The organism is Microbacterium sp. Soil_C_42 (genome assembly GCF_057656735.1).
This window is the reverse complement of sequence record NZ_JBDGJU010000003.1, coordinates 25,344-48,272: the sequence shown is the minus strand read 5'-3', so window position 1 is coordinate 48,272 and position 22,929 is coordinate 25,344. Positions and strand designations below refer to the sequence as shown.

The 22,929-nt window shown below is 71.7% G+C and carries 25 protein-coding genes; 4 read left to right on the top strand and 21 right to left on the bottom strand.

Annotation, left to right across the window (positions count from 1 at the left end; all coding sequences use genetic code 11):
- Nucleotides 1-8: 8 nt before the first annotated feature.
- From uvrB to coaE, 3 genes are all read right to left on the bottom strand, one after another.
- Complete coding sequence (uvrB, locus tag AC3A46_RS03020; RefSeq protein ID WP_487663745.1) at nt 9-2,090, bottom strand: excinuclease ABC subunit UvrB; 2,082 nt, start codon at nt 2,088-2,090, stop codon at nt 9-11.
- A 105-nt stretch (nt 2,091-2,195) separates the two neighbouring features.
- On the bottom strand, nt 2,196-2,861 hold the full coding sequence (locus AC3A46_RS03015; protein WP_487663744.1) for a hypothetical protein: 666 nt from the start codon (nt 2,859-2,861) through the stop codon (nt 2,196-2,198).
- A gap of 26 nt (nt 2,862-2,887) precedes the next feature.
- Nucleotides 2,888-3,511, bottom strand: a complete 624-nt coding sequence (gene coaE / locus AC3A46_RS03010) for a dephospho-CoA kinase (protein ID WP_487663743.1) — start codon at nt 3,509-3,511, stop codon at nt 2,888-2,890.
- A gap of 502 nt (nt 3,512-4,013) precedes the next feature.
- Between coaE and AC3A46_RS03005 the strand changes: the two genes are divergently transcribed.
- Entirely contained in the window at nt 4,014-4,757 is a 744-nt protein-coding gene (locus tag AC3A46_RS03005; RefSeq protein ID WP_487663742.1) for a response regulator transcription factor, read from the top strand.
- A gap of 30 nt (nt 4,758-4,787) precedes the next feature.
- Here the strand turns inward: AC3A46_RS03005 and AC3A46_RS03000 are convergent, their stop codons facing one another.
- From AC3A46_RS03000 to AC3A46_RS02965, 8 genes are all read right to left on the bottom strand, one after another.
- Nucleotides 4,788-5,954 (bottom strand): hypothetical protein, encoded by a 1,167-nt coding sequence (locus AC3A46_RS03000; RefSeq protein ID WP_487663741.1) that lies wholly within the window; start codon nt 5,952-5,954, stop codon nt 4,788-4,790.
- Nucleotides 5,951-7,624 carry a sensor histidine kinase gene (locus tag AC3A46_RS02995; RefSeq protein ID WP_487663740.1) on the bottom strand — a complete coding sequence of 558 codons (1,674 nt, stop codon included), beginning with the start codon at nt 7,622-7,624 and terminating at the stop codon, nt 5,951-5,953. The genes AC3A46_RS03000 and AC3A46_RS02995 overlap by 4 nt, the downstream gene beginning before the upstream one ends.
- A gap of 99 nt (nt 7,625-7,723) precedes the next feature.
- The gene (locus tag AC3A46_RS02990; protein ID WP_487663739.1) at nt 7,724-8,377 is read right to left on the bottom strand and encodes a hypothetical protein; all 654 of its coding nucleotides are present in this window, start codon (nt 8,375-8,377) and stop codon (nt 7,724-7,726) included.
- A gap of 102 nt (nt 8,378-8,479) precedes the next feature.
- The gene (locus AC3A46_RS02985) at nt 8,480-8,956 is read right to left on the bottom strand and encodes a GIY-YIG nuclease family protein (RefSeq protein ID WP_487663888.1); all 477 of its coding nucleotides are present in this window, start codon (nt 8,954-8,956) and stop codon (nt 8,480-8,482) included.
- Nucleotides 8,957-9,170: 214 nt separating this feature from the next.
- Complete coding sequence (gene rpsA, locus AC3A46_RS02980; protein ID WP_056367139.1) at nt 9,171-10,619, bottom strand: 30S ribosomal protein S1; 1,449 nt, start codon at nt 10,617-10,619, stop codon at nt 9,171-9,173.
- Between the two features lie 278 nt (nt 10,620-10,897).
- Entirely contained in the window at nt 10,898-11,677 is a 780-nt protein-coding gene (locus AC3A46_RS02975) for a PH domain-containing protein (protein ID WP_487663738.1), read from the bottom strand.
- 2 nt (nt 11,678-11,679) lie between these two features.
- Nucleotides 11,680-11,847, bottom strand: coding sequence for a hypothetical protein (locus AC3A46_RS02970; protein WP_157005503.1), 168 nt, complete (start codon nt 11,845-11,847; stop codon nt 11,680-11,682).
- A 115-nt stretch (nt 11,848-11,962) separates the two neighbouring features.
- On the bottom strand, nt 11,963-13,012 hold the full coding sequence (locus tag AC3A46_RS02965) for a zinc-dependent alcohol dehydrogenase family protein (RefSeq protein WP_487663737.1): 1,050 nt from the start codon (nt 13,010-13,012) through the stop codon (nt 11,963-11,965).
- A gap of 54 nt (nt 13,013-13,066) precedes the next feature.
- Between AC3A46_RS02965 and AC3A46_RS02960 the strand changes: the two genes are divergently transcribed.
- Entirely contained in the window at nt 13,067-13,360 is a 294-nt protein-coding gene (locus tag AC3A46_RS02960) for a DUF503 domain-containing protein (RefSeq protein ID WP_487663736.1), read from the top strand.
- A 1-nt stretch (nt 13,361) separates the two neighbouring features.
- Here AC3A46_RS02960 and AC3A46_RS02955 read toward each other — a convergent pair whose 3' ends face one another.
- From AC3A46_RS02955 to AC3A46_RS02930, 6 genes are all read right to left on the bottom strand, one after another.
- A complete protein-coding gene (locus tag AC3A46_RS02955; protein ID WP_487663735.1) occupies nt 13,362-14,006 on the bottom strand; it encodes an NAD(P)H-binding protein in 645 nt (214 codons plus the stop codon).
- 53 nt (nt 14,007-14,059) lie between these two features.
- Nucleotides 14,060-14,272: an SCO4848 family membrane protein gene (locus AC3A46_RS02950; protein WP_487663734.1), complete on the bottom strand. Its 213-nt coding sequence runs from the start codon at nt 14,270-14,272 to the stop codon at nt 14,060-14,062.
- 10 nt (nt 14,273-14,282) lie between these two features.
- A complete protein-coding gene (locus tag AC3A46_RS02945) occupies nt 14,283-15,377 on the bottom strand; it encodes an NAD(P)-binding domain-containing protein (RefSeq protein ID WP_487663733.1) in 1,095 nt (364 codons plus the stop codon).
- A 61-nt stretch (nt 15,378-15,438) separates the two neighbouring features.
- Entirely contained in the window at nt 15,439-16,215 is a 777-nt protein-coding gene (locus AC3A46_RS02940) for an isocitrate lyase/PEP mutase family protein (RefSeq protein WP_487663732.1), read from the bottom strand.
- A gap of 39 nt (nt 16,216-16,254) precedes the next feature.
- Nucleotides 16,255-16,695: a YchJ family protein gene (locus tag AC3A46_RS02935; RefSeq protein WP_487663731.1), complete on the bottom strand. Its 441-nt coding sequence runs from the start codon at nt 16,693-16,695 to the stop codon at nt 16,255-16,257.
- Nucleotide 16,696: 1 nt separating this feature from the next.
- Nucleotides 16,697-17,062: a TraR/DksA family transcriptional regulator gene (locus AC3A46_RS02930; protein WP_487663730.1), complete on the bottom strand. Its 366-nt coding sequence runs from the start codon at nt 17,060-17,062 to the stop codon at nt 16,697-16,699.
- 241 nt (nt 17,063-17,303) lie between these two features.
- Here AC3A46_RS02930 and AC3A46_RS02925 point away from each other — a divergent pair, with 241 nt between their 5' ends.
- Both AC3A46_RS02925 and AC3A46_RS02920 read left to right on the top strand, forming a co-directional pair.
- A complete protein-coding gene (locus AC3A46_RS02925; protein WP_487663729.1) occupies nt 17,304-17,831 on the top strand; it encodes a hypothetical protein in 528 nt (175 codons plus the stop codon).
- 272 nt (nt 17,832-18,103) lie between these two features.
- Complete coding sequence (locus AC3A46_RS02920; RefSeq protein WP_487663728.1) at nt 18,104-18,583, top strand: hypothetical protein; 480 nt, start codon at nt 18,104-18,106, stop codon at nt 18,581-18,583.
- Here AC3A46_RS02920 and AC3A46_RS02915 read toward each other — a convergent pair.
- Genes AC3A46_RS02915 through AC3A46_RS02900 form a run of 4 tightly spaced genes read right to left on the bottom strand, consistent with a single transcriptional unit; the run spans nt 18,502 to nt 22,890 of the window.
- On the bottom strand, nt 18,502-19,854 hold the full coding sequence (locus tag AC3A46_RS02915) for a DUF6716 putative glycosyltransferase (protein WP_487663727.1): 1,353 nt from the start codon (nt 19,852-19,854) through the stop codon (nt 18,502-18,504). The genes AC3A46_RS02920 and AC3A46_RS02915 overlap by 82 nt on opposite strands.
- Nucleotides 19,851-20,723 carry an N-acetylneuraminate synthase family protein gene (locus tag AC3A46_RS02910; RefSeq protein ID WP_487663726.1) on the bottom strand — a complete coding sequence of 291 codons (873 nt, stop codon included), beginning with the start codon at nt 20,721-20,723 and terminating at the stop codon, nt 19,851-19,853. The genes AC3A46_RS02915 and AC3A46_RS02910 overlap by 4 nt, the downstream gene beginning before the upstream one ends.
- Nucleotides 20,720-21,982, bottom strand: a complete 1,263-nt coding sequence (locus AC3A46_RS02905; protein ID WP_487663725.1) for a cytidylyltransferase domain-containing protein — start codon at nt 21,980-21,982, stop codon at nt 20,720-20,722. The genes AC3A46_RS02910 and AC3A46_RS02905 overlap by 4 nt, the downstream gene beginning before the upstream one ends.
- Nucleotides 21,979-22,890: a hypothetical protein gene (locus AC3A46_RS02900; protein ID WP_487663724.1), complete on the bottom strand. Its 912-nt coding sequence runs from the start codon at nt 22,888-22,890 to the stop codon at nt 21,979-21,981. The genes AC3A46_RS02905 and AC3A46_RS02900 overlap by 4 nt, the downstream gene beginning before the upstream one ends.
- Between the last annotated feature and the right edge of the window lie 39 nt (nt 22,891-22,929).

Genomic DNA, 22,929 nt, shown 5'->3' with positions numbered 1-22,929 from the left:
TCCCAGGGTCAGGCGTGGCCCGCGCGCTCCATGGCGCGCAGCTCCTTCTTGAGGTCCTGCACCTCGTCGCGCAGGCGCGCGGCGAGCTCGAACTTCAGCTCCCCTGCCGCAGCCAGCATCTGCTGGCTGAGGTCGGCGATGGTCGCCTCGAGCTGCTCCGCCCCCTCGGCGGCGATGCCCTCGCGCCGCAGCTGCGGGGTCGGGCTCTTGCCGACACCGGACTTGGTCTTCGCCGCCGCCTTGCCCCGCAGCATCCGATCCGTGTCGGACGCCTCGCGTGCGAGCACCTCGGTGATGTCGGCGATGCGCTTGCGCAGCGCCTGCGGTTCGATGCCGTGGGCGGTGTTGTACGCGATCTGCTTCTCGCGCCGCCGATCGGTCTCTTCGATGGCCTTGGCCATCGAGTCGGTCACCGTGTCGGCGTACATGTGCACCTGACCCGAGACGTTGCGGGCCGCGCGACCGATCGTCTGGATGAGCGAGGTGCCGCTGCGCAGGAACCCCTCCTTGTCGGCGTCGAGGATCGACACCAGCGAGACCTCGGGCAGGTCGAGGCCCTCGCGCAGCAGGTTGATGCCGACCAGCACGTCATAGACGCCGGCCCTCAGCTCGCTGAGCAGCTCCACGCGGCGCAGCGTGTCGACGTCGGAGTGCAGGTAGCGCACCCGCACGCCGTGCTCGCCGAGGAAGTCGGTGAGCTCTTCCGCCATCTTCTTCGTGAGCGTCGTCACGAGGACGCGCTCGTCGCGCTCGACGCGGAGCCGGATCTCTTCGAGCAGGTCGTCGATCTGCCCCTTCGACGGCTTCACCACGATCTCGGGGTCGACGAGGCCCGTCGGGCGGATGATCTGCTCGACCACGCCGTCGGCGATGCCCATCTCGTACCGGCCCGGGGTCGCCGACAGGTACACCGTCTGCCCGACGCGGTCCTTGAACTCGTCCCACCGCAGCGGCCGGTTGTCGAGCGCGCTCGGCAGCCGGAAGCCGTGCTCGACGAGGGTGCGCTTGCGCGACGCGTCCCCCTCGTACATCGCCCCGATCTGCGGGACGGTGACGTGGGACTCGTCGATCACCATGAGGAAGTCGTCGGGGAAGAAGTCGAGCAGCGTGTGCGGCGGCTCGCCGGGCGCACGCCCGTCCATGTGGCGCGAGTAGTTCTCGATGCCCGAGCAGAACCCGAGCTGCTGCAGCATCTCGAGGTCGAAGGTCGTGCGCATGCGCAGGCGCTGGGCCTCGAGCAGCTTGTTCTGCGACTCGAGCTCTTTCAAACGATCGGCGAGCTCGTCCTCGATCGTGCCGATCGCACGCTGCACCGTCTCGGTGCCCGCGACATAGTGCGACGCCGGGAAGATCGGCACGCTGTCGAGCCGCTGCACGACGTCGCCCGTGAGCGGGTGGAGCATGAAGAGCGCCTCGATCTCATCGCCGAACATCTCGATGCGGATCGCGTACTCCTCGTAGACCGGGATGATCTCGATGGTGTCGCCACGCACGCGGAAGTTGCCGCGCGAGAAGTCCACGTCGTTGCGGTTGTACTGCATCGCGATGAACTTGCGGATGAGCGCGTCGCGGTCGTAGACCTCGCCCACCTGCAGCGCCACCATCGCCCGCAGATACTCGTCGGGTGCACCGAGGCCGTAGATGCACGAGACGGTGCTCACCACGATGACATCGCGGCGGCTGAGCAGCGAGTTGGTCGTCGAGTGCCGCAGCCGCTCGACCTCGGCGTTGACCGACGAGTCCTTCTCGATGAAGGTGTCGGTCTGCGGCACGTACGCCTCGGGCTGGTAGTAGTCGTAGTAGCTGACGAAGTACTCCACTGCGTTGTGCGGCATGAGCTCGCGGAACTCGTTCGCCAGCTGCGCGGCCAGGGTCTTGTTGTGGGCGAGCACGAGCGTGGGCCGCTGGACGGCCTCGACGAGCCACGCCGTCGTCGCCGATTTGCCGGTGCCCGTCGCGCCGAGCAGCACGACGTCGGTCTCGCCGGCGTTGATGCGCGCCGCCAGCTCGGCGATCGCCTGGGGCTGGTCGCCCGACGGCGAGTATTCGCTCACGACCTCGAACGGCCGCACGGATCGAGTGGTCTGCACCAATCCAGCGTAGGCGCGACCTCCGACATTCCGGCAGGCTCACTGCATCGCATCGGGGCGGCGTTCGCGGAAAGCGGATGCCTCGGCCCCCGGTTCGTGCGGGATTCAGCCGCCGAAGCCCCCGCCGCCGTCGAATCCTCCGCCGAAGCCGCCGGCGTCGATTCCGCCGCCGAAACCGCCCCCGTCGTACCCGCCGCCGTCGTACCCGCCGCCGCCGCCGTCATAGCCGCCCGAGCCGGGGTCGTACGTGTCGCCGATCCAGGCGGGGCCGTCGCCCAGCTGCAGGGATCCGGCGCCGACGGTGTAGTAGGCGGCCACCGAGCTCGACAGCAGGAACTGGTTCGCCACGATGGTCAGCGCGCCGACGTTCACGAGCATCGCGCGCACGTCGACGTCGTCGCGCGGGTCGCGGTCGAGGGCGCCGACCGCCGTGCGGGCGGGGTCGGTCGCGGCCTGGGTCGCGGCGTCCGCTCCCCGGCTCTCGGCCCGGCGCGCCTTGTGCTCCTCGGCACGGCGGACGAGCCGGGCGATCACGGTCGGGTCGTCCGTGGCCGCGTCGCGCTCGGAGTCCGCGAGGAACGGCCGCAGCTGTTCGAACATCTCGCGCCGGCGCGCCGGCGGCACGTCCGCGAAGGCCGACGCGTGGGCGCTCTCGATCACGGACGCCGGCAGTGTGTTGAGGAGATAGACGTAGCGCGCGATGCGCTCCTCCTCGGTCGTCGCACCGTAGGGCGTCTTGCGACGACGGCGGAACCTCGAGAACACGGCCATCGGAACCTCCTCGATCCGTCTCCAGACTACGAGTGCGCGGCGCGCTGCGCGACGTGCGCGTCGAGCGACTCCCACAGCTCGTCGACCTGGCGCCGAGTGCTCTCGAGCGAGCCCGCGGTGTCGATGACGACATCGGCGATCCGCAGGCGGGCCTCGTCGGGCACCTGCGACGCGAGGCGGGCTGCCGCGTCGGCCTCGGTCATGCCGCGCAGCTCGACGAGGCGCCGGAGGCGGACGTCCTCGGGCGCGTGCGCGACGACGATGAGCTGCCAGGGGTCGTCGACGCGCGCCTCGACGAGCAGCGGCACGTCGTAGACGACGACCGCGTCCGGATCCGCGGCGAACGCCTCCTCGAAGCGACGCGCGGACTCGGCGCGGACGGCGGGGTGCACGATCCGGTTGAGCTGTGCGATCGCCGCGTCGTCGCCGAACACCCGGCTGCCGAGGGCGGCGCGGTCCAGGGATCCGTCGGGGCGCAGCATCCGTTCCCCGAAGGTCTCGGCGATCGCGGCCAGCACGGGCGAGCCGGGCTGCTGCACCTCGCGGACCAGCTGATCCGCGTCGACGACGACCGCGCCGTGCTCGGCCAGGCGGCGGGCGATCGTGGACTTTCCGGAGGCGATGCCTCCGGTGAGGGCGACGAGCGGCATGGTTCGAGCATGCCACGCCGAGCCGGAACGGATGCTCGCGGGAGCCGGCAAGCCTGCGCGGTTCCTGAGGCGGGGCTGAGCAGGCGTTGAGGCACCGGAGGTAGCCTCGGGGCACCCGAAGGACAGATCAACCCGTGTGGCACTGGGGAGGGCGGGAGATGAGCGCCGGACGCGACATCGTGGCGACCGACGTGACTCCGCCCCGCTGCACCAGCCCGATCATCCTGAGGTACGGACGGGCCGCACGCGTGGGGACGACAGCGGCCCGAGTCCGTGCACGGAGGACGCGCGCAGGGCGGGAAATGGGGATATCTCCCGCCCTACGCGCGGTCCGCCTGACCGGCGGGGTGGCCGGCGCGCGCGAGCAGAGCTCCACGGCCCGCCCCGCACACGGTCGCGTCCTGTGATCGACGGCCTGCCGCACCCGTTCCGCGTCGCGTTCTGGGATATCATGACCGACGTCCAGGGTCCGTCGACAGCACCGGACCCGGAGGGTGCATCGGTGGAAGAAGCGCGCGTCGCGGTCGTGATCGAGGATGAAGCGGACATCCGTTCTCTCCTGACGACCGTGCTCGCCCAGGCGGGCTTCGAGGTGCACGGCGCGGCCAACGGTGCGGACGGCGTCGAACTCGTGCGCGAGCACCGGCCGCTCGTGACGACGCTCGACGTCAACATGCCCGGAATGGACGGCTTCGAGACCGCCAAGCGCATCCGGGCGATCAGCTCCACGTACATCGTCATGCTCAGCGCCCGCACCGAGGAGATCGACGCCCTCCAGGGCCTCGAGGCGGGAGCCGACGACTACGTCGCCAAGCCCTTCCGCCCTCGTGAGCTGCGTGCCCGGATCGACGCCATGCTGCGCCGGCCGCGGCATGTCGCACCCGCCGACCTCGACGCCGTGAGCGAGAACGGGACGCCCGACGGCGTGTGGCTCGAGCACCACGGGCTGCGCCTGAACGCCTCGACGCACCTCGTCACCGTCGACGGTCAGGACATCGAGCTGACGCGCAGCGAGTTCGACATCCTCGCCGACCTGCTCGTGGCGGGCCGGCGCGTGCGTGCGAAGTCCGATCTCGCCCTGATGCTCCGCGGCGACCAGTACGCGGTGAGCGACTTCGTCTCCGACAGCGACGCCCGCGCGATCGAGGTGCACATGGCGAACCTCCGGCGCAAGCTCGGCGAGTCGCCCGCTCAGCCGCGGTGGATCGAGACCGTGCGCGGCGTGGGCTATCGACTCACCGCCTGACGCACGCGACGCGACGGCGGGTGGATGCCGCTACTCGCCCTCGTCGACGAGCACAGACGTCTCGACGTTGGCGGCTGCGCGGCTCGCCGCCTCGCGGGCGACACGGATGAGCTCGGCGGGTTCGTACCCGGCCGTCTCGCTCAGCGCGACGCCGACGCCGACCACAGGGATCACTCCCCCGCCGACCTTGCCGAGGTCGTCGAAGAGACCTCGGTAGATCGCGCCCGCCTGCCGGCGCGCCTCCTGCGCGGAAGAGACCGCCAGACCGACCACCAGCCCGGTATGGCCGTCCTTGCCCACGACGGCGTTCGTCGGTGCGTGGTGGCGGACGCCCGTGCGCCACGTCGCCGCCAGCGCCCCGGCGACGTCGCTGCCGAACGCGGTGGAGATCTGGTCGAGGTCGTCCAGGCGCACAGCGGTCACCGCGATCGGCTCGAAGCGGCGCTCGGCGCGCCGGCACATGCCCTCGAGCACGACGGCGAAGGAGCCCTCGGCGAGGATGCCCTGCTCCTCGTCCACAGCCTGGGTCTCACGCAGGTAGCCGCGCATCGGGGCACGGCTCGCCCGCAGCACCGAGGTCACGACGACGGCCACGATCGTGAGTGTCACGGTGAGGTAGCTCGTGCTGATCGTGCCGAACGCGGTCTGGAACAGCGCGCTGTCGGGGCCGGAGGTCACGAAGGCCGTGGTGCGCGACACGTAGTACAGCGACTCGAGCCCGAGGACCGCCCCGAGCACCCACGCCGTGCGAGACTCCCGCATGTCGCCGCGGAGGCACTCCACGGCCCCCGCACCGGCGAAGGCGAGCAGCGGCACGAACATCCACAGCGCACCCGCCCAATCGCCGCCCGCCTCGCCCTCTGCGGCGACCGCCGCGGCCGCCGCGATCACCGCCGCGGCGACGAGGATCGAGGACCAGCGCATGTCGCGGCGGTTGAAGCGGCGGCATCCCAGCCACATGCAGCCCGTGCCCGCGACGAACGCCGCGTTGCCGACGGCGACAGCCCACCACGCGCCTTCCGACTGCACCCAGATCGTGTACGCGAGGGTGGTGAGCATCCCCGCGAGGAACGCGATCGACCAGACTCGCCCCGCGCCCTCGTCCCGTCGCAGCAGCGTCTCGAGGATGAACAGCAGGCCGCTGACGTTGACGACCAGCGCGGTCATGATGAGCACGCTCGCCAGATCGAGGGTCATCCTTCATCTCCTTCCGGGCCGTTCGCGGGCAGCTTCACGATGAAGGTCGACCCGACGCCCGGCGCGCTGTGCAGCGCGAGCTCGCCGCCGTGCGCGCGCACGATGTCACGGGTGATGGCGAGGCCGAGGCCGGTGCCCGACCTGCGCTCGCCGCCCGCCTTGTAGTAGCGCTGGAAGAGCCGCGAGCGGTCGGCATCCGAGATGCCGACGCCGGTGTCCCGCACCAGGATCCAGCTCGACGTGCCGTCCGTCGTCGTGCCGACGAACACCGTGCCGCCGTCCTTGTTGTAGGCGATGGCGTTCGACACGAGATTGTCGACGACCTGCCGCAGCCGCAGCGGGTCGGCCCACGCGGTCGCCGGTTCGAGGCCGGTCTCGTCGATCGTGATCGCCCGTCCGGCGGCCCGCGGGAGGGCGTCGGCCGCCGCGCCGCGCACGAGGTCTCGCGCATCGAGGAGCTGAGGGGCGAGGGATGCCTCGACCGACGACGGCGACGAACTCGACGCCGCGAGGATGTCGGCGACGATGCGGAGCAGCCTTTCGGCGTTGCGCTCGGCCACGTAGAGGCTGGCGCGCACCGCGTCGGGGGTGTCGGGATCCTCGATCGCGAGGTCGAGGTAGCCGAGGATCGAGGTGAGCGGGGTGCGCAGCTCGTGCGACACCGAGGCCACGAGGTCGTCGCGCGCGCGAAGGGCGCTGAGCTCGGCGGTCACGTCGCGCGAGACGACCACCGCACCCGCGTCGCCGCCGTCGGGGTCGATGAGACGTCGCGCCGTGATCGTGAGCGCGCGGCGCGGTCCGGGCTCCGCCCCGAACCACACCACCTGATCGTCGAAGGCCTCCCCGCGGCGCGCGCGCTCGAGGGGGAACTCGTCGGGCGGCAGCGGCGAGGTGCCGTCGTCACGGAATGCCGGCACCTCGGTGCCGTCGGGGTCGAGCTCGAATCGCTGCAGGAGCTTGCCGTGGGCCTCGTTGGTGACCGCGACCCGGCCGCTCGTTCCCATGCGGACCACGCCGAAGTCGACGGCGTCCAGCACCTCCGTGACGACCTGCTCCTGGCGCCGGGTGCGCGCGAGCACGCTCGCCAGCAGTGCCGACTGCTTGGCCAGCAGCATCCGCTGCGCATCCGACCGGCGCGCGTTGAGGTGGCTGGTGGCGGCGACCGCGACGATCACCAGCGGCAGCAGGAACGTCCGGTACGTGACCTCGGTGGCGCTGAGCGCCGTGAGCACGCTGACGATGCCCGCGATGGCCACGATCACGCCGAAGAGGCCCAGGAGCCCGAACCCGCCGGCGAGCCAGGTCGCGGGGAAGATCCACAGCAGACCCAGCACCGTGTCGGGCGCGGCGACCTGCATGAGGGTGATCGCGACGATGTCGATGGCGGGGACCACCGCGACCCACCCGTACCGCAGTCGGCCCCAGGGCACCACGAGCGTGGCAGCCGTCACCACGACGACGAGAACCACCCCGAGGAAGAACAGCACCGGCTCGCCGCCGAACGGCCCGATCGCCACGAGCACACCGAGCACGAACACCACAGCGGTCAGCAGCAGCTGGTTGAGAATCGCGGTGCGGCCGCGGGTGCGGTCGGCGCCCTCCGGCGCGGTCCCGCCCGTGCGGGATCGCGCCGCAGGCGCACCCGGCTCGCCCGGCGTCGCGGCGGTCATACCGCGACGCTAACGGATGCCGCGCCCCTGTGCCCGGACGGCGCGCTCGCCGGCGCCCACCAGGCGTGCGAGCGCCGGGTCCGGTCGCCAGGCGCCGGGTCAGAACCCCATGTCGCCGAAGTCCCCGAATCCGCCCATGTCGCCGGCGGCGGCGTCGCCGCCCCACCCCGAACCCGGGTCGCCGCCCCACCCGGCCCCCGAGTCCGCGCCGGCGTCCGCGGCGCCGGTCTCGCCGGAGCCGCCGTCGGCGCTGGAGCCGTCCTCGTAGCCCTGGTCGGAGGCGAAGCCTGGGGCGAGGAAGGAGCTCACGAGGGCCGAGCCGATGACGTAGCCGACGACCGTGCCGAGGATCGACGAGCCGAGCATCGAGCCGAAGGAGGGGCCTTGGCGCTGGGGGCCGAGCGTGCGCTCCATGAACCCGGGGTTGGTGTACTCGGCGCGGGTCGCCGCGCGGGCCATCGCCTGCGGATCGGTCGAGCGCGGCTGCTCCTGCGGAGCCAGTCCCGCCGAGAGCTCGGCCAGCACCTGCTGGCGCTGCGGCTCGGTGAGCCTCGCGAAAGCCTCGGCGTGCACCTGCTCGATCGTCTCGGGCGGCGCGGTCTTGAGCAGGTAGCGGTAGCGCTCGATCGCGATCTCGTCCTCGCTCCGGGGCGGCTGCACGCCCGGCCCCTGGGCGCCGTAGCGGTTCTGCGGGACGGGCGGCGCCTGGCGCGCGTCATCCGTGCTTCCGAACAGTCTGTCGAGGAATCCCATGTGCTGCTCCGTCGTCTGCGAGTGCGAATGGATCCTCACGCTAGGCGCGCTTCCTCGGAAGGCGCTGGAGGATCCGCCGCGGTTCTCGCAGAGCGTACAGCGTCACCCGCGCGCCGCGAGCGCCTCGCTCAGCCACCGCGCGTGGAGCTGCCACGGATCGTCGACCCCGGCGGCGAGCACGGCGATGTGCGCGGTCAGCGTGTCGGAGCGGCGGAACCACTCCGTGCCCGGGAACCGGTCGGCCGCGAACTGCGCGTGCCGACGCTGCTCGAGCGCGCGCCCACCGCGCTCGAACGCCAGCAGCTCGTCATGCCAGATGGCGCCGAAGCGCTGCCGCGGGTTCCCGCTCGTCCCGATCTTCACGCGGTCGTCATAGCGCAGGTAGTACACGACGTCGACGCGCGGCGGCGCGATGTCGTCGTCAGGGAGGTCGCCGTAGCGCCACTCGCACACCGCGCACAGCCAGCCCGATGGGTAGCGGACCCCCAGCCGCGAGCCGCACAGGCGGCACGGCGCGGGCAGCACGTCGGTGACGCCGCACTGGGCGTCCGCCCACTCCCCTGCCGCCGCGAGGTGCATCTCGCACAGCGCGAGCGGCGCACCGGCGGGCACGGGGCCGCGGCATCCGTCGTCGTCCACAAGACATCGGGAGGCGGGAGGAATCACGGGCACACGGCGACCGTACCGGCGACCTCCGACGCCCGGGAGACGCGAAAGGCCGCCACCCCGCCGAAGCGGTGGTGACGGCCTTTCGAACCAGGCGGTTCAGCGAACCAGGCGGCTCAGCTCAGGATCAGCGACCCGAGAGCTTCTCGCGGAGGGCCGCGAGGGCCTCGTCGTCAGCCAGCGTGCCCACGGGGCTGCTGTCGGACGAGAAGCTGGACGAGCCAGTCTCGACGGGAGCGTTCGCCTCGGCCTCGAGGGCCTTGATGACGGCAGCCTTGTGGGCCTCCCAGCGAGCGTGGGCTGCAGCGTACTCCTGCTCCCACTTCTCGCGCTGCTCGTCGAAGCCTTCGAGCCACGCGTTGGTCTCGGGGTCGAAGCCCTCCGGGTACTTGTACTCGCCGTGCTCGTCGTACTCGGTGACCATGCCGTAGAGGGCCGGGTCGAACTCGGTGCCGTTGGGGTCGACCGACTCGTTCGCCTGCTTGAGCGAGAGCGAGATGCGGCGACGCTCGAGGTCGATGTCGATGATCTTGACGAAGACCTCTTCGCCGACCGACACGACCTGCTCGGCGAGCTCGACGTGCTTGCCCGACAGCTCCGAGATGTGCACGAGGCCCTCGATGCCGTCCGCGACGCGCACGAACGCACCGAACGGAACGAGCTTGGTGACCTTGCCCGGCGCGACCTGACCGATCGCGTGGGTGCGGGCGAAGACCTGCCAGGGGTCCTCCTGCGTCGCCTTGAGCGACAGCGAGACGCGCTCGCGGTCGAGGTCCACCTCGAGGATCTCGACGGTGACCTCCTGGCCGACCTCGACGACCTCGGACGCATGCTCGATGTGCTTCCACGAGAGCTCCGAGACGTGGACGAGACCGTCGACGCCACCGAGGTCGACGAACGCACCGAAGTTGACGATCGACGAGACCGTGCCCTTGCGGACCTGGCCCTTGTGGAGGTTGTTGAGGAACGTGGTGCGCGACTCGGACTGCGTCTGCTCGAGCAGGGCGCGGCGCGACAGCACGACGTTGTTGCGGTTCTTGTCGAGCTCGAGGATCTTCGCCTCGATCTCCTGGCCGAGGTACGGCGTGAGGTCGCGGACGCGGCGGAGCTCGATGAGCGAGGCAGGGAGGAAGCCACGCAGGCCGATGTCGACGATCAGACCACCCTTGACGACCTCGATCACGGAGCCGGTGACAACACCGTCGTTCTCCTTGATCTTCTCGACGTCGCCCCACGCACGCTCGTACTGCGCGCGCTTCTTCGAGAGGATGAGGCGGCCTTCCTTGTCCTCCTTCTGGAGAACGAGGGCTTCGACCTCGTCGCCGACCTTGACGACCTCGTTGGGGTCGACGTCGTGCTTGATGGAAAGCTCACGCGAGGGGATGACGCCCTCGGTCTTGTAACCGACGTCGAGGAGCACCTCGTCGCGGTCGATCTTCACCACGGTGCCCTCGATGAGGTCGCCGTCGTTGAAGAACTTCAGGGTCTTCTCGACCGCGGCCAGGAAGTCCTCGGCAGATCCGATGTCGTTGATCGCGACCTGCTTGGTGGCCGGGGCGGTCGTTGCGGTAGTCATGTAGTGGGTTGTCCTTGTTGGGGTTGGGTGTCGGGCCCCGGCTTTCAGCGGCTCCCCCGCGCGAGCGCGAACGGATGCCTCGAACCGAGGCGAAGCGGATTTTCTTGCGATGCCACTCGGACCCTTGCGGATCCGGTCACCGGCGCGAACCGGCACTCAGGCGTGGCGAAACAGCCACACGAGTGACGCTCCAGGGTATCAGAACGACCGGGTCGCACGCGATGTTCCCGATCGCCCTGAAATGCGCGGCCACGCGGGGCCGCAGCATCCCGTTCGGATCAGCGGGGAAGCTCGATCGGCGCAGTGTTCGTGCGATCGGGGTCGAAAGGCGTCGGCGACGCGGTGCCCTCTCCGCGAAGCTGAGCCAGCCGCTCGTCCTCGCGGCGCTGCGCGTCGGCGAGCCAGTCCCACCCCGATGTCGTCGAGCCGCGCCGCACATCGGGGACCGGGGCAGTCGCATTGCGGTCGTCGGAGACCGGCACGACGGTGACGGATGCCGCGGGCTCCGGCTGCGGCGGGGCGGGCGCCGCGAACGGCGCTCCGGCGAACTGGTCGCCTCGCCCGGCCGCGCCGCGCAGGCCCGCCTGCTGGATCACGCGCTGGATCGTGAGCCCGCGCTGGTCGGGGTTTCCGACGTATTTGATCTCGCGAAGGCCCTGTTCCTGCGCGGCCGACTCGAAGACGAAGTGGCCGTAGCCGAAGATGCGGCCGATGAGGGGCTTGTAGACGGAGATGTCGAGGATGCGCGCGAGGGGCATGGTCGCGATGCGCTGCGACAGGATGCCGTGCACGCGGAAGACCCGCATGTTGGTGATCACGAATCGGTCGGTGTGCTGCTCGAAGACCCGCCAGATCGCGTGCACGGTCACCGCGCCGCCCAGCAGCGCCGGCACCCACCAGGCCTGCGCCGGCACGAAGAACGTGAGCAGGAGCACCACGATGCCGCCGAACAGCTCGAGCGCCGCCGAGACCGTGGCGGCCCAGTGCTTGCGAACCTCGTCGACGACGTGCTCTCCCTGATCCGAGATCAGGTGCTTCTCGATCCGCGGATCGAACATGCTCAGCCCTGTGCGAGAGCCGTCAGGAAGTCGACCACAGCGACACCGGCGCCCCAGACGGCGCCGACCGCGCCCTGCACCGCGTTCGCCGCGTCCTGCGGGCGGGTGATGAGGTAGAACGCCGCGAACGCGATGACGAGCACCACAACGATGCGCTTGATCAGCTTCACGGTCCGGGTTCCCTTCGACTTCCTGCTGTTCTACCGCACCGACGACCTCTCACACGCAGGCGCGCGGGCGCGTCGCGGATCGCGGCTCGGTGTTCCGGAATGCCGCGCGACGCGCTCAGGGCCGCAGCAGCACCTTCGTCGCGCGGCGCTCGTCCATCGCAGCATAGGCCTCGGCGGCGTCCTCGAGCGCAAGCTCGAGGTCGAACACGCGGCCCGGCTCGATCGCGCCCGAGCGGACGTCGGGGAGCAGCTCTTCGATGTAGCCGCGCACCGGCGCGACGCCGCCGTTGACGCCCACGTTGCGGCTGAACATCTGCCGCACCGGCAGCTCGGGCCCGCCGTTGGGCACGCCCACGTAGCCGACCATCCCGCCGGGGCGCGTCGAGCGCAGCGCCTGGTCCATCGACTCCTTGGTGCCGACGCACTCGAGCACGCGGTCGGCGCCGATCCCGCCGGTGAGCGCGCGCACCGCCTCGACGCCGGCGTCTCCCCGCTCCTCGACGATGTGCGTCGCGCCGAACTCGCGCGCCAGCGCCTGCCGCTGCGGGTGCCGCGACATCGCGATGATCGTGGTCGCGCCGAGGCGCCGGGCCGCGATGATCGCGCACAGTCCCACGGCGCCGTCTCCCACGACCGCGACGGAATCGCCGGAGCCGACGCCCGCCGACACGGCGGCGTGGTGGCCGGTGCCCATGACGTCGCTGAGGGTCAACAGACCGGGGATCTCGTCATCCGCCACCGGCCCGGGGACGACGGCGAGGGTGCCGTCGGCGAGCGGGACGCGCACGCGCTCGCCCTGGCCGCCGTCGGCGAATCCGCCGAAGCGGTCGTCACTGCCCCACCAGCCGCCCGTGAGGCACGACGTGCTCACGCCGTTGCGGCAGTTCGCGCAGGTGCCGTCACACACGTAGAACGGGGCGATCACGAAGTCGCCGGGACGCACGTCCCGCACCTCGTCGCCGACCTCCTCGACGATGCCGACGAACTCGTGGCCGATGCGGTGCGGCTCGTTCGTGGGTGTGACGCCGCGGTACGGCCAGAGGTCGGAGCCGCATACGCACGCGGCCACGACGCGCACGATCGCATCGGCGCCGGTGGACAGCACGGGGTCGGGGACGTTCTCGACACGGATGTCGCGGGCGGCGTGGATGACGGTGGCGCGCATGACACGAGCCTAAAGCGGCGGGCGCGTGCCGAAGGTCGCTGGCACGATGGAGCCATGTGGATCGGGTGGATCGAGTTCGACCTGCTGCTGGGTGACGTCCGCTCCCTCAAAGAGAAGCGCAGCGTGCTGCGGCCCCTCATCGCCGAGCTGAGCAGGCGCACCGAGGCGGCCGCCGCCGAGGTCGGCGAGCACGACCTGCATCGCCGTGCAAGGATCGGCGTCTCCCTCGTGGCGTCGGGGTCGTCGCACGTCCGCGACGTGCTCGACCACGCCGAGCGCCTCGTCGCCGGTCATCCCGAGGTGACCCTGCTGTCGGCGCGCCGCGGCCTGCACTCCAGCGAGGACTGATTCAGCCCGCGATCGCGTGCCCGATGACCTCGTCGCCCCCGCCGAAGCGGATGGTGCGGCCGATGGTGGTGTCGTCCGCGATGGTCGCAGCGATCACCGCGGCCACGTCGGCGCGCGCGACAGCGCCGCCGTCCTCCGGATCGAGCGCGATGCGCCCGGTGGGCGGATCCAGCGTGAGCGTGCCCGGCGCAAGGATCGTCCAGTCGAGCGCGCTCGCGGCGAGATGCGCGTCGGCCGCCCACTTGGCGTCGGCGTACGGGAAGAACGACGCGCCGGGCTCGATGCCGTGGTCGGCACGCGACCCGATCCACGACACCATCACGTAGCGCAGCACGTCGGCGGCCAGAGCGGCCTCCATGGAGCGGATGGCGGCATCGCGATCGACCGCGTACGTGCGCGACGGGTCGCCGCCTCCGGCCCCCGCCGACCAGACGACGACGTCGTTGCCCGCGATGACGTTCTCGAGCTGCTCGAGGTCGAGCGTCTCGATGTCGGCGACGAGCGGCTGCGCACCGGTGGCCGCGACCTCCGCCTCGTGCTCGGCGCTGCGGATGACGGCCGTCACGGTGTGCCCGTGTGCCACGAGCAGCGGCTCGAGCAGCAGCGCGACCTTGCCGTGGCCGCCGAAGATCAGTATGCGGGCCATGAGTCCCCCTTCGTCGTGCCCTCCACGCTACGCCGGGGCAGGTGCGCCGCGCATCACGCGACGAGCGCGGCGATGCCCGCGATGACGGATGCCGCCGCCAGCGTCAGCGCGGTGGCGATGAGCACCGTGTGCACGACCAGGAAGCGGGTCGCCTTGCCCTGCGCATCATGGGCGCGGGGGTCCTTCGCGACCCGGCGGTAGAACGTCGGCCAGACCAGGACGTTGAAGGCGGCGTTCAGGAACAGCAGTACGGCGAGCAGCGTCACACGTTCGAGCCTAAGCGGCGAGCGCGACGGGGTCGGCGACGATCGCGCGGACGGCGTCGCGGCCCGCGCGGTTCGCGCCCACCGTCGACTGCGACGGACCGTAGCCGATCAGGAACAGGCGCGGCTCGTCGATGGAGCGCCCGTTGTCGACACGGAACCCGCCTTCGGGCGTGCGCAGGCGCAGCGGCGCGAGATGGTCGAGGGCGGGCCGGAAGCCCGTCGCCCACAGGATGACGTCGGCGCGCTCGAACGTGCCGTCGGGCATGCGGACCCCGTCCTCCTCGATCGAGGCGAACATCGGATTCCGCACCAGCACGCCGCGGGCCTCGGCGGCCCGCGCCCACGGCGTCCAGTGCATCCCGGTCACCGAGATGACGCTGCCGGGCGGGAGGCCGCGGCGGACGCGATCCTCGACGCCGGCGATGGCGGCGACCCTGGCCGGGATGTCGAAGTCCTCCTCGGCCCACTCCGGTTCGCGACGCGTCACCCAGAAGGTGTCGGCGACGTGGGAGATCTCGTCCAGCAGCTGCACCGCCGAAACCCCTGCGCCGACGATGACGACGCGCGTGCCGCGGAACTCCTCGGCCGAGACGTAATCGCCGACGTGCAGCTGGCGTCCGCGGAAGCGCTCCTGGCCCGGGTACCGCGGCCAGAACGGACGCGTCCACGTGCCCGTGGCGTTGATCACGAAGCGCGCGGCCCACGCGCCGCGGTCGGTCTCGACCGCCAGCCGGCCGCGGGGGTCGTCGTCGGCGCGGCGCACCGCCTTCACCCGCACGGGCCGCAGCACGTCGAGAGCGAAGCGCTGCTCGTACTCGGCGAAGTACGCGGGAAGGATGTCGCGGCTCGCCGCCGCCGGATCCGCCGGCGGCACCGCGAACCCGGGCAGCTCGTGGATCCCGTTCACCGTCGCCATGCGCAGAGACGGCCAGCGGTGCTGCCACGCTCCCCCGGGTTGCGGGTTCGCGTCGACCACGAGGAACGTCCGATCCGCCGCGTCCGCACGCTCGAGCGGGACGAATCCGCGGCGCTGCAGGTGATACGCGGCCGAGAGACCGGCCTGCCCGGCACCGATCACGACGACGTCGACCGGTACAGGCTCCATGCCCGGCACAACGACGATCAGCCCGCGAGGATTCCCGCGGGCTGATCGGACGACGTGCGCGTCAGTTCAGCGCACGCGTGGAAGCGGGGATGACGCCGTCCGCGTAGAGCTCGGCGGCGACGTCCTGCAGCGCCGTCAGGGCGACGCGCTGCGTCATGGGGCCGTAAGAGATGCGGGCGACACCCAGCGCCTCGTAGTCCCCCGCCGACAGGGCGCCGGGCAGGCCGATCACGCTGATCTTGCGCTCGCCGATCCCCTCGACCAGCTGCCGGGTGGTGTCGGCGTCGAGGATGCCGGGAACGAACACCAGGTCGGCACCTGCGGCGAGGTAGGCGCGGCCGCGCTCGATCGCGTCGGCGATCGACTCCTCGAGCGGGCGCTTGCCCGCGCGCACGAACGCGTCGGTGCGGGCGTTCAGGACGAAGGGCACGCCCTCCGCCGCACCGGCCGCGACGATCGCCTCGACGCTGGCGACGGCTTCGGCGAGCGGCACGAGGCGGTCCTCGACGTTGGCGCCGACGACGCCCTTGCCGATGGCGCGGCGCACGGTCTCGCCGGGATCGCCGTATCCGGCGTCGAGATCGGTGCTCACCGGCAGGTCGCCCACGGCCTCGACGATGCGGCCGACCATGTCGAGCGTCGTCTCGAGCGGGATCTCCCCATCGGGGTAGCCGAAGGTCGCGGCGATCGAGTGGCCGGCCGTCGCGATGGCGCGGGTCTCGGGGAGGGCGGCGATCGTGCGGGCCGACACGGCGTCCCACACGTTCACCACGCGCAGGATCTCGGGGGCGGCGTGCAGTCGGGCGAGGTTCTGTGCTTTCTCTGCCTGAGTGGTCATGGTTGCCACGCTATCGGCGCTGGGCACCCTCGGGACCGGTCAGGACGGATCGATCTGACCGTCGAGGTACCACCAGCGCTCACCCTGCCGCACGAAGCGGCTGCGCTCGTGCAGCACGCCGCGGTCGCGGCCGTGGCGCCAGGCGGCGCGGAACTCGACGACACCGCGCCGGTCGCCTTCGCCCCCCTGCGCTGCGTCGACGATCTCGAGCGCCGTCCAGCGCTGATCCGGGTCGAGCGTGAGCTCCGCGGGGCGCGTGCCCGGGTGCCAGGTGTCGTGCAGATACACCGCGTCGCCGACCACGAACGCCGTGTACCGCGAGCGCATCAGTCGCTCGGCGGTCGGCGCCGGTGTTCCGCGCAGCGCGGGGGCGCAGCATCCGTCGAAGCGATCGCCGCTGCCGCACGGGCAGGGGTCCGCGTCCGCGACGCGCGGGAAGCCGTCAGGGGCGGCCCGGGATGCCGCGGCGCCGAACGACACGTCAGACGCCGGCTTTCTCGGCGCACGACACGCAGCGGGTCGCGAAGGGACGCACGCGAAGACGCGCGATCGGGATGCCGCGACCGCAGTCGACGCAGACGCCGTAGGTGCCGGCCTCCCAGCGCTTGACGGCCTCGTCGATCTCGGCGATCTCGCGGCGTGCGGCCTCTTCGAGGGCGACGGCGCGCGACCACTCCCCCGACAGCGTCACGCCGTCGGGGTCGTGCTCGTCGTCTGCGACGTCGGAGCCGCGATCGGCGCGCAGCTCCTCGAGGGTCTCGTCGATCGCCGCGATGCGCACCATGGCCGCGTCGTGCAGCTCGTCCAGGAGCCCACGAAGCTCGGTCCGGCTCGCGGCGGAGGTCATCGCATGAGACTACGCCCGGATGCCGCATCCCGGCCGCAGCCGTGCCGGATCAGCCCCACGGCGAAGATGACGTCCTGGATGCCGCGGTCCTCGTTCGACAGCACCGCCTTCGTCGTTGACTCGGCGAGCCCCTCGACCCCGACGTCCGGATGCCCCGAGGGGCGGGGCAGCCGCCGGCCTCTTCGGCTGCACTGTGGATAACTCGGTCGGAGCGTCGACGCCGGCGGCTACCGTGGGGGGCGTGAGGACTCGGGCGACAGCGGCGGTGCTCAGCGGCCTGCTCGTACTAGGGCTCGCGGGGTGCACCACGCCCGGGCCCGCGGAGCCCACACCGACCCCGCTGTTCTCGAGCGACGAAGAGGCGTTCGCGGCGGCTGAGGAGACGTACCGGGCATATGTGGAGGCACTGAACCAGGTGGACCTGAGCGACCCGGAGACGTTCGAAGCGGTTTACGACTGGACGACTGGGGAAGCTAATGCGAACGAGCGGAAATCACTCTCTCGAATGCACGCCGACGGTTGGGTTGTCAATGGCGATACGGCAGTTGGGGGCTTTCACCCAGGTACCTTTGCGAAAGGAACCGTCGACGCGGTCGTGTGCAGTGATGTGAGCGCAGTCAGTGTGACGAACGCGGCTGGCCAGTCAGTGGTATCTCCGGACCGCCCAACCGAGTACGCCCTGGAGGTGACCTTCGTCAAAGCGTCGACGCCGACGGGGCTCGGCATCAACACCAGCAATGCCGTGGAAGACTCCCGGTGCAACTCGTAGCTGCAACCCTCGTTGCGCTTGCCTTCATGGGGCCGGTGCACAGCTCGCCAAGCTCTGATTGCTCAGGGTCGAGCGCTTGGACCTATTGCACTGTAGACAACAGCGGTTCGAGCGTCAGCGTCGGCGCAGGTGAGTCCCATCCTGGCAAAGCCTCCGACAGAGAGCCCCACTCGAGCTCAGGTGCCGCCCCCAGGTCCGAAGCCACCGCGGAGCCGGAGGACTGCGGCCCCCTCAACCGGTGCGAGAACTATGTCGTCGCCGGGCCGCCGGAGGTGACCCTGGCCGATCTCGCCTCCTTCCGGCCGGCGCAGCCCACGCTCGGCGGCGAACCGGCGGGCTTCGGCGTGGTCGGCATGCCGACGAACCTGCTGGCTTCGGCGTCCGAGCAGCGCATCCCGGGCACGGTGCTCGGCTGGGACGTGACCGTGCGCTTCGTCCCGGTCGCCTACGTGTTCGACAACGGCGACGGCACGACGACGCGCGCGAGCACGGGCGGCGCGTCGTGGACGGCGCTCGGGCAGGGGCAGTTCACGCCGACCGCGACCAGCCACGCGTACCGGGCCCGCGGGACGTATCCGGTGTCGGTGACGGTCGAGTACGAGGCATCCGTCGATTTCGGAAGCGGCACGTGGCGGACGGTTCCCGGTGTGGTCCGGGCCGAGGCGGCCGGCTACGGCGTGCGCGTCATCGAGGTGCGCACCGCGCTCGTGGACCGCACCTGCGTCGAGGATCCGACCGGCCCCGGCTGCTGAACAGCTCCGACGACCGAACGGCGGGCGCGCTTGGCCAGCCGCACCACCCCGCGCAGCGGCACGCCGACGGCGTAGGCCACGGCGCCCGAGGCGGACGTGTCGCTGCGGCCGAGGGCGACCTTGCGCTCCCACGCGTCGCGCAGCGCACCTCCCCGGCGGAGCACCGACGCGCGCGCCGGAAGCCGCCCCGCGGCCCGCTGCGCGAGCAGCGCGTCGACGTGCGCGGTCCAGTCGTCGGCCTCGGGTGCGTGGAAGTAGTTCTCGTCGAGCCACTCGGGATCCGGATGCCGGAAACGCCGCGCCACGACGTCCTCCTCGCTCGCGAGCAGGTCGGCGTCGGCGAGCGTCTCATTGATGAGGCGCGCCGAGACGCCGAACGTGTCGAGTGCGATGACCGGGATGCCGCGCGCGATCGCCTCGATCGCCGCCGTGGAGCTCACGGTGACGAGTCCTTCCGCCGTCGCGAGAGCTGAGCCCATCGACCCCGTCGAGGTGACGAGGTTCGCCGGCAGCGGCCCGAGCGAGGCGAGCAGCTCGGGGTAGCCGTCGAGCTCGGCGTGCGTCTGGTGCTCACCCGACGCGGCTCGGAGCTTCACCACGACGCGCCGCGTCGGATCCGCCTCGGCCGCCCGCACGAGCGTGCGCGCGACGCGCAGCCGGTCCTCCCTCTCGGCGGGGACCTTCGCCTGGGTGGCGAACACGAGGTCGGTGCCCTCGGCATGCGGGCGGGTGCCGCCGCCGGCCGTCACGGCACCGCGCGCGAACGGCAGCGTCGCGAGGGCGTAGCGGTGGGCGTACCCGGTGCGCGCCGACAGCGCAGCGAACTCCCGCACCTCGCGGCGCGAGTGCACGACGAACAGGTCGGACTGCAGCCGGTACACGACGGCCTTGCGTGTCGCGGGGATCGAGATGCCCGGAAGCCCGGTCACCACGACCGGCCGCGGATCGAGCGCCGCGAGATCGCGCGCGAGCACGCGCACGAGCGGACCGCGCGCGCCGAGCACGACGGCGTCCGCCCGCAGCTCGGCGAGCCGGGCCGCCAGGCGGGCATACACGATCCGCTCGACACGGTCCTCCCCCAGCGCGCTCCCGCTGAGCGCGGAGGCGAGCTGGGCGTCGCTGACGACGAGCGGCGTCTCGAGCACCAGGAGCGAGACATCCCATCGCTCGTCGACCCCGCCGAGGAGGGCCGCCGCCCACTTCACGTAGGAGTCGGTGTCGGCGATCGCGACGATGCGCGGCCGCCCGCCGCCCGACGTGCCCGGACTCACGCGGGAACGCGACGCAGCTTCGCCATGGGCGCGAGCTCGCCGGGGTAGACGCGCTTCACACCGTCGCCGAGCGCCGCCTCGATGACGCGGATGTCGCGCACCAGGTGCTGCAGGCCCGCCGGCTCGAGCGAGGCGGCATGGTCGGAGCCCCACATGGTGCGGTCGAGCGTGATGTGCCGCTCCACCGCGACGGCGCCGAGCGCGACGGCCGCAAGCGAGATCTGCAGGCCGCGCTCGTGGCCCGAATAGCCGACCGGCACGCCCGGGAAGCGGTCGCGCAGCGCGGGGATCATGCGGAGGTTGGCCTCCTCCGGCTCCATCGGGTACGTCGAGGTGGCGTGCAGGAGTACGAGGCGGTCGGTGCCGAGGATGTCGATCGCAGCGTCGATCTGCTCGATCGTCGACATGCCGGTCGACAGGATGATCGGCTTGCCGGTGTCGCGCAGCGCCTCGAGCAGCTCGACGTCGGTGAGCGACGCGGAGGCGACCTTGTGCGCGACGACGCCCAGGTCTTCGAGGAAGGCGACGCTCGGCACGTCCCACGGCGAGGCGAACCACTCGAGACCGCGCAGCAGCGCGTGATCGGAGACCTCGATGTACTGGTCGCGGTCGAACTCGACGCGGCGGCGGTAGTCGAGGTACGTCATGCGGCCCCAGGGCGTGTCGCGCGGCATGTCGCGCATGTGCTCGGGCGTGGCGATCTCGGGCGTGCGTTTCTGGAACTTGACCGCGTCCGCGCCGGCGTCGGCCGCCACGTCGATGAGACGCTTCGCGAGGTCGACGTCTCCGTTGTGGTTCAGTCCGATCTCGGCGATGACGTACGCGGGGCGTCCGCCCCCGACGACGCGGGATCCGATGGTGACGGTCATGAGGCCTCCTGTGGTGCGGTGGGGTGATCGGATGCTGAGGCTCGCGCCGACCCGACGGCCGGCCGGAGCGCGTCGGCGACGACCGTCGCCGACCTGCCGGTGAGCACGCGCTCGGCGAGGTCGCGCACGGCGCCGGCGCCGCCGGGGCGGTCGAGCACGACGCGCGCGGTGGAGAGGACGAGGGGGTGTGCGTCGGGGACCGCGATGGGCCAGCCGACCAGTTCGAGGCACTGCAGATCGTTGACGTCGTTGCCGAGGTAGGCGATCCGCGACAGCGGGATGCCCTGCTGGCCGACCCACTCGCGCAGCACCGCCGCCTTGTCGGACGCGGCCTGTCGCACATCCACGCCGAGCTTGCGCGCGCGGGCGGTCACGACGGGGTTCGATTCGGTCGAGAGGATGAGGAACGGGATGCCGGCGGCTCGCAGCATCCCGACCCCCATGCCGTCGGATCGGCTCACGGTGACGGATTCGACGCCGTTCTGGTCGACGTGCACGGTGTCGTCGGTGTGCACGCCGTCGAAGTCGGTCACGACGGCGTCGACGGGGATCGCACCCGCGTGGGCGCCCCACGCGTCGCGGTCGACCAGGGGCGCGAGCGTGCGTGCGAGTTCGAGCTCGTCGAGGGTGTCGATCTCGATCGCGGTCCGCGGCGCGACCTCGGCGATGCCGACGCTGCCGAAGAAGCGGTGGTTCGCCGCGCGGAAGCCCGCCGCCCGCATCACGTAGAAGCCGCCGGTCTCGAGGTAGTGCGGTTCGCGGTCCTGGCGACGCGGGCGCACGTCGATATCGTGATTGACCGGCTCAGCCGCGCTTCCGATGCCCTTCTCCCACAGGAAGCCGTACGTCTCGACGGCCGAGAAGACGCTGTCGCGTCGGCGCGAGCGCACGAGCTGCACGGCCGAGGTGAGCGCGTCGACGTCGATGAACGGCGACGTCGCCTGCAGGAAGGCGAGGACTCCCACGTCGACCCTGCCGGCCTCCAGAGTCTCCAGAGCGTGGACGAGCGCGCTCTCGCTGCTCGCGAGGTCGCCCGACAGGTCTGCCGGCCGCTCGACGACCTCCGCGCCCCACTCGGCCGCGACGGCCGCGATGTCGGCGTCGTCGGTCGTCACGACGACCCGGTCGATCGCCGGGCAGCGCCGCGCCGCGTCGACCGCGCGTGCGATCAGCGGCACGCCGCCGACGCGCTGCAGGTTCTTGCGGGGGACGCCCTTCGAGCCTCCGCGCGCGGGGATGATGGCGACGGCCTCGCTCATGCCGCCGCCGTCCGGGTCGAGCGCCGGGCGCGTCCGGTGTGCACGGTCGCTCTCGTGCCAGCGAGAACCAGAGGGAGCGTCGTCGTGGTGCTCGACGGCAGCGTGTGCACGTCGAGCGCGCCACGGGCGCCGGCGAGCACGAGCTCGACGGGCAGTCCGCTCTGGTGGATCCGCAGCCCCGGCACGGTCGAGACGGCGTCCAGCTGCTCCGCCGACTCGCGACGGTGCGGGAGGTACACCGCGCCTGCGGCCGCGGCATCCCGCACCCACCGCACATAGTCGAGCAGCAGCATCCGTCCGTCCACCGGCAGCGCGCTTCCGAGCACGACCCGACGGCCGAGCTCGGGCGCCGCGGGCGCGCTCTGGCGCGTCCACGAGAAGTCGTGGCGGCGGATGCCGAACCCGTGGTCCGCAAGCGCGTCGACGCGCTCGGCGCCGAGGTCGAACGCGGTGAACATCCCCGCGCGGCGCGCGCCGGCGCGGCGGTGCACGAGCTCGGCAGCGAACGGAGCGGCGACCGTGGTGAGTCCGCGCTCCGCGATGTTCGGGCGGGCGTACGGACGGCGACCGAGCAGCGTGTCGGCGTAGGCGATCGCGTGGGCGCCGTCATCGAGGAAGGTGATGCGGTGCGGGCGCAGTACGGACGCGGCGAGCCGGAACTGGCCCGAGAAGCCGTCGCCGACGAGCCAGTGGCCGTGGCGGGCGAGCAGGCTCCACGGGATGCCGAGGTAGGGCTCGAGCTCGCCGAAGCGCGCGCCGCGCGACAGCAGCTCGTCGGCGGTGGCCGAGATCTGCGGCGTCAGGCGTCCGGCGACGGGAACAGTGGTGTGGTGGGCAGCCGCCCACTCCGCGGCGCCGACGAGCTGCAGCGGCGACTCGACCCACGCCAGCACATCCTCGCGACCCATGCGGCGCCTCCTCCCGGCCGGCCCTCACGATCGGGCTCG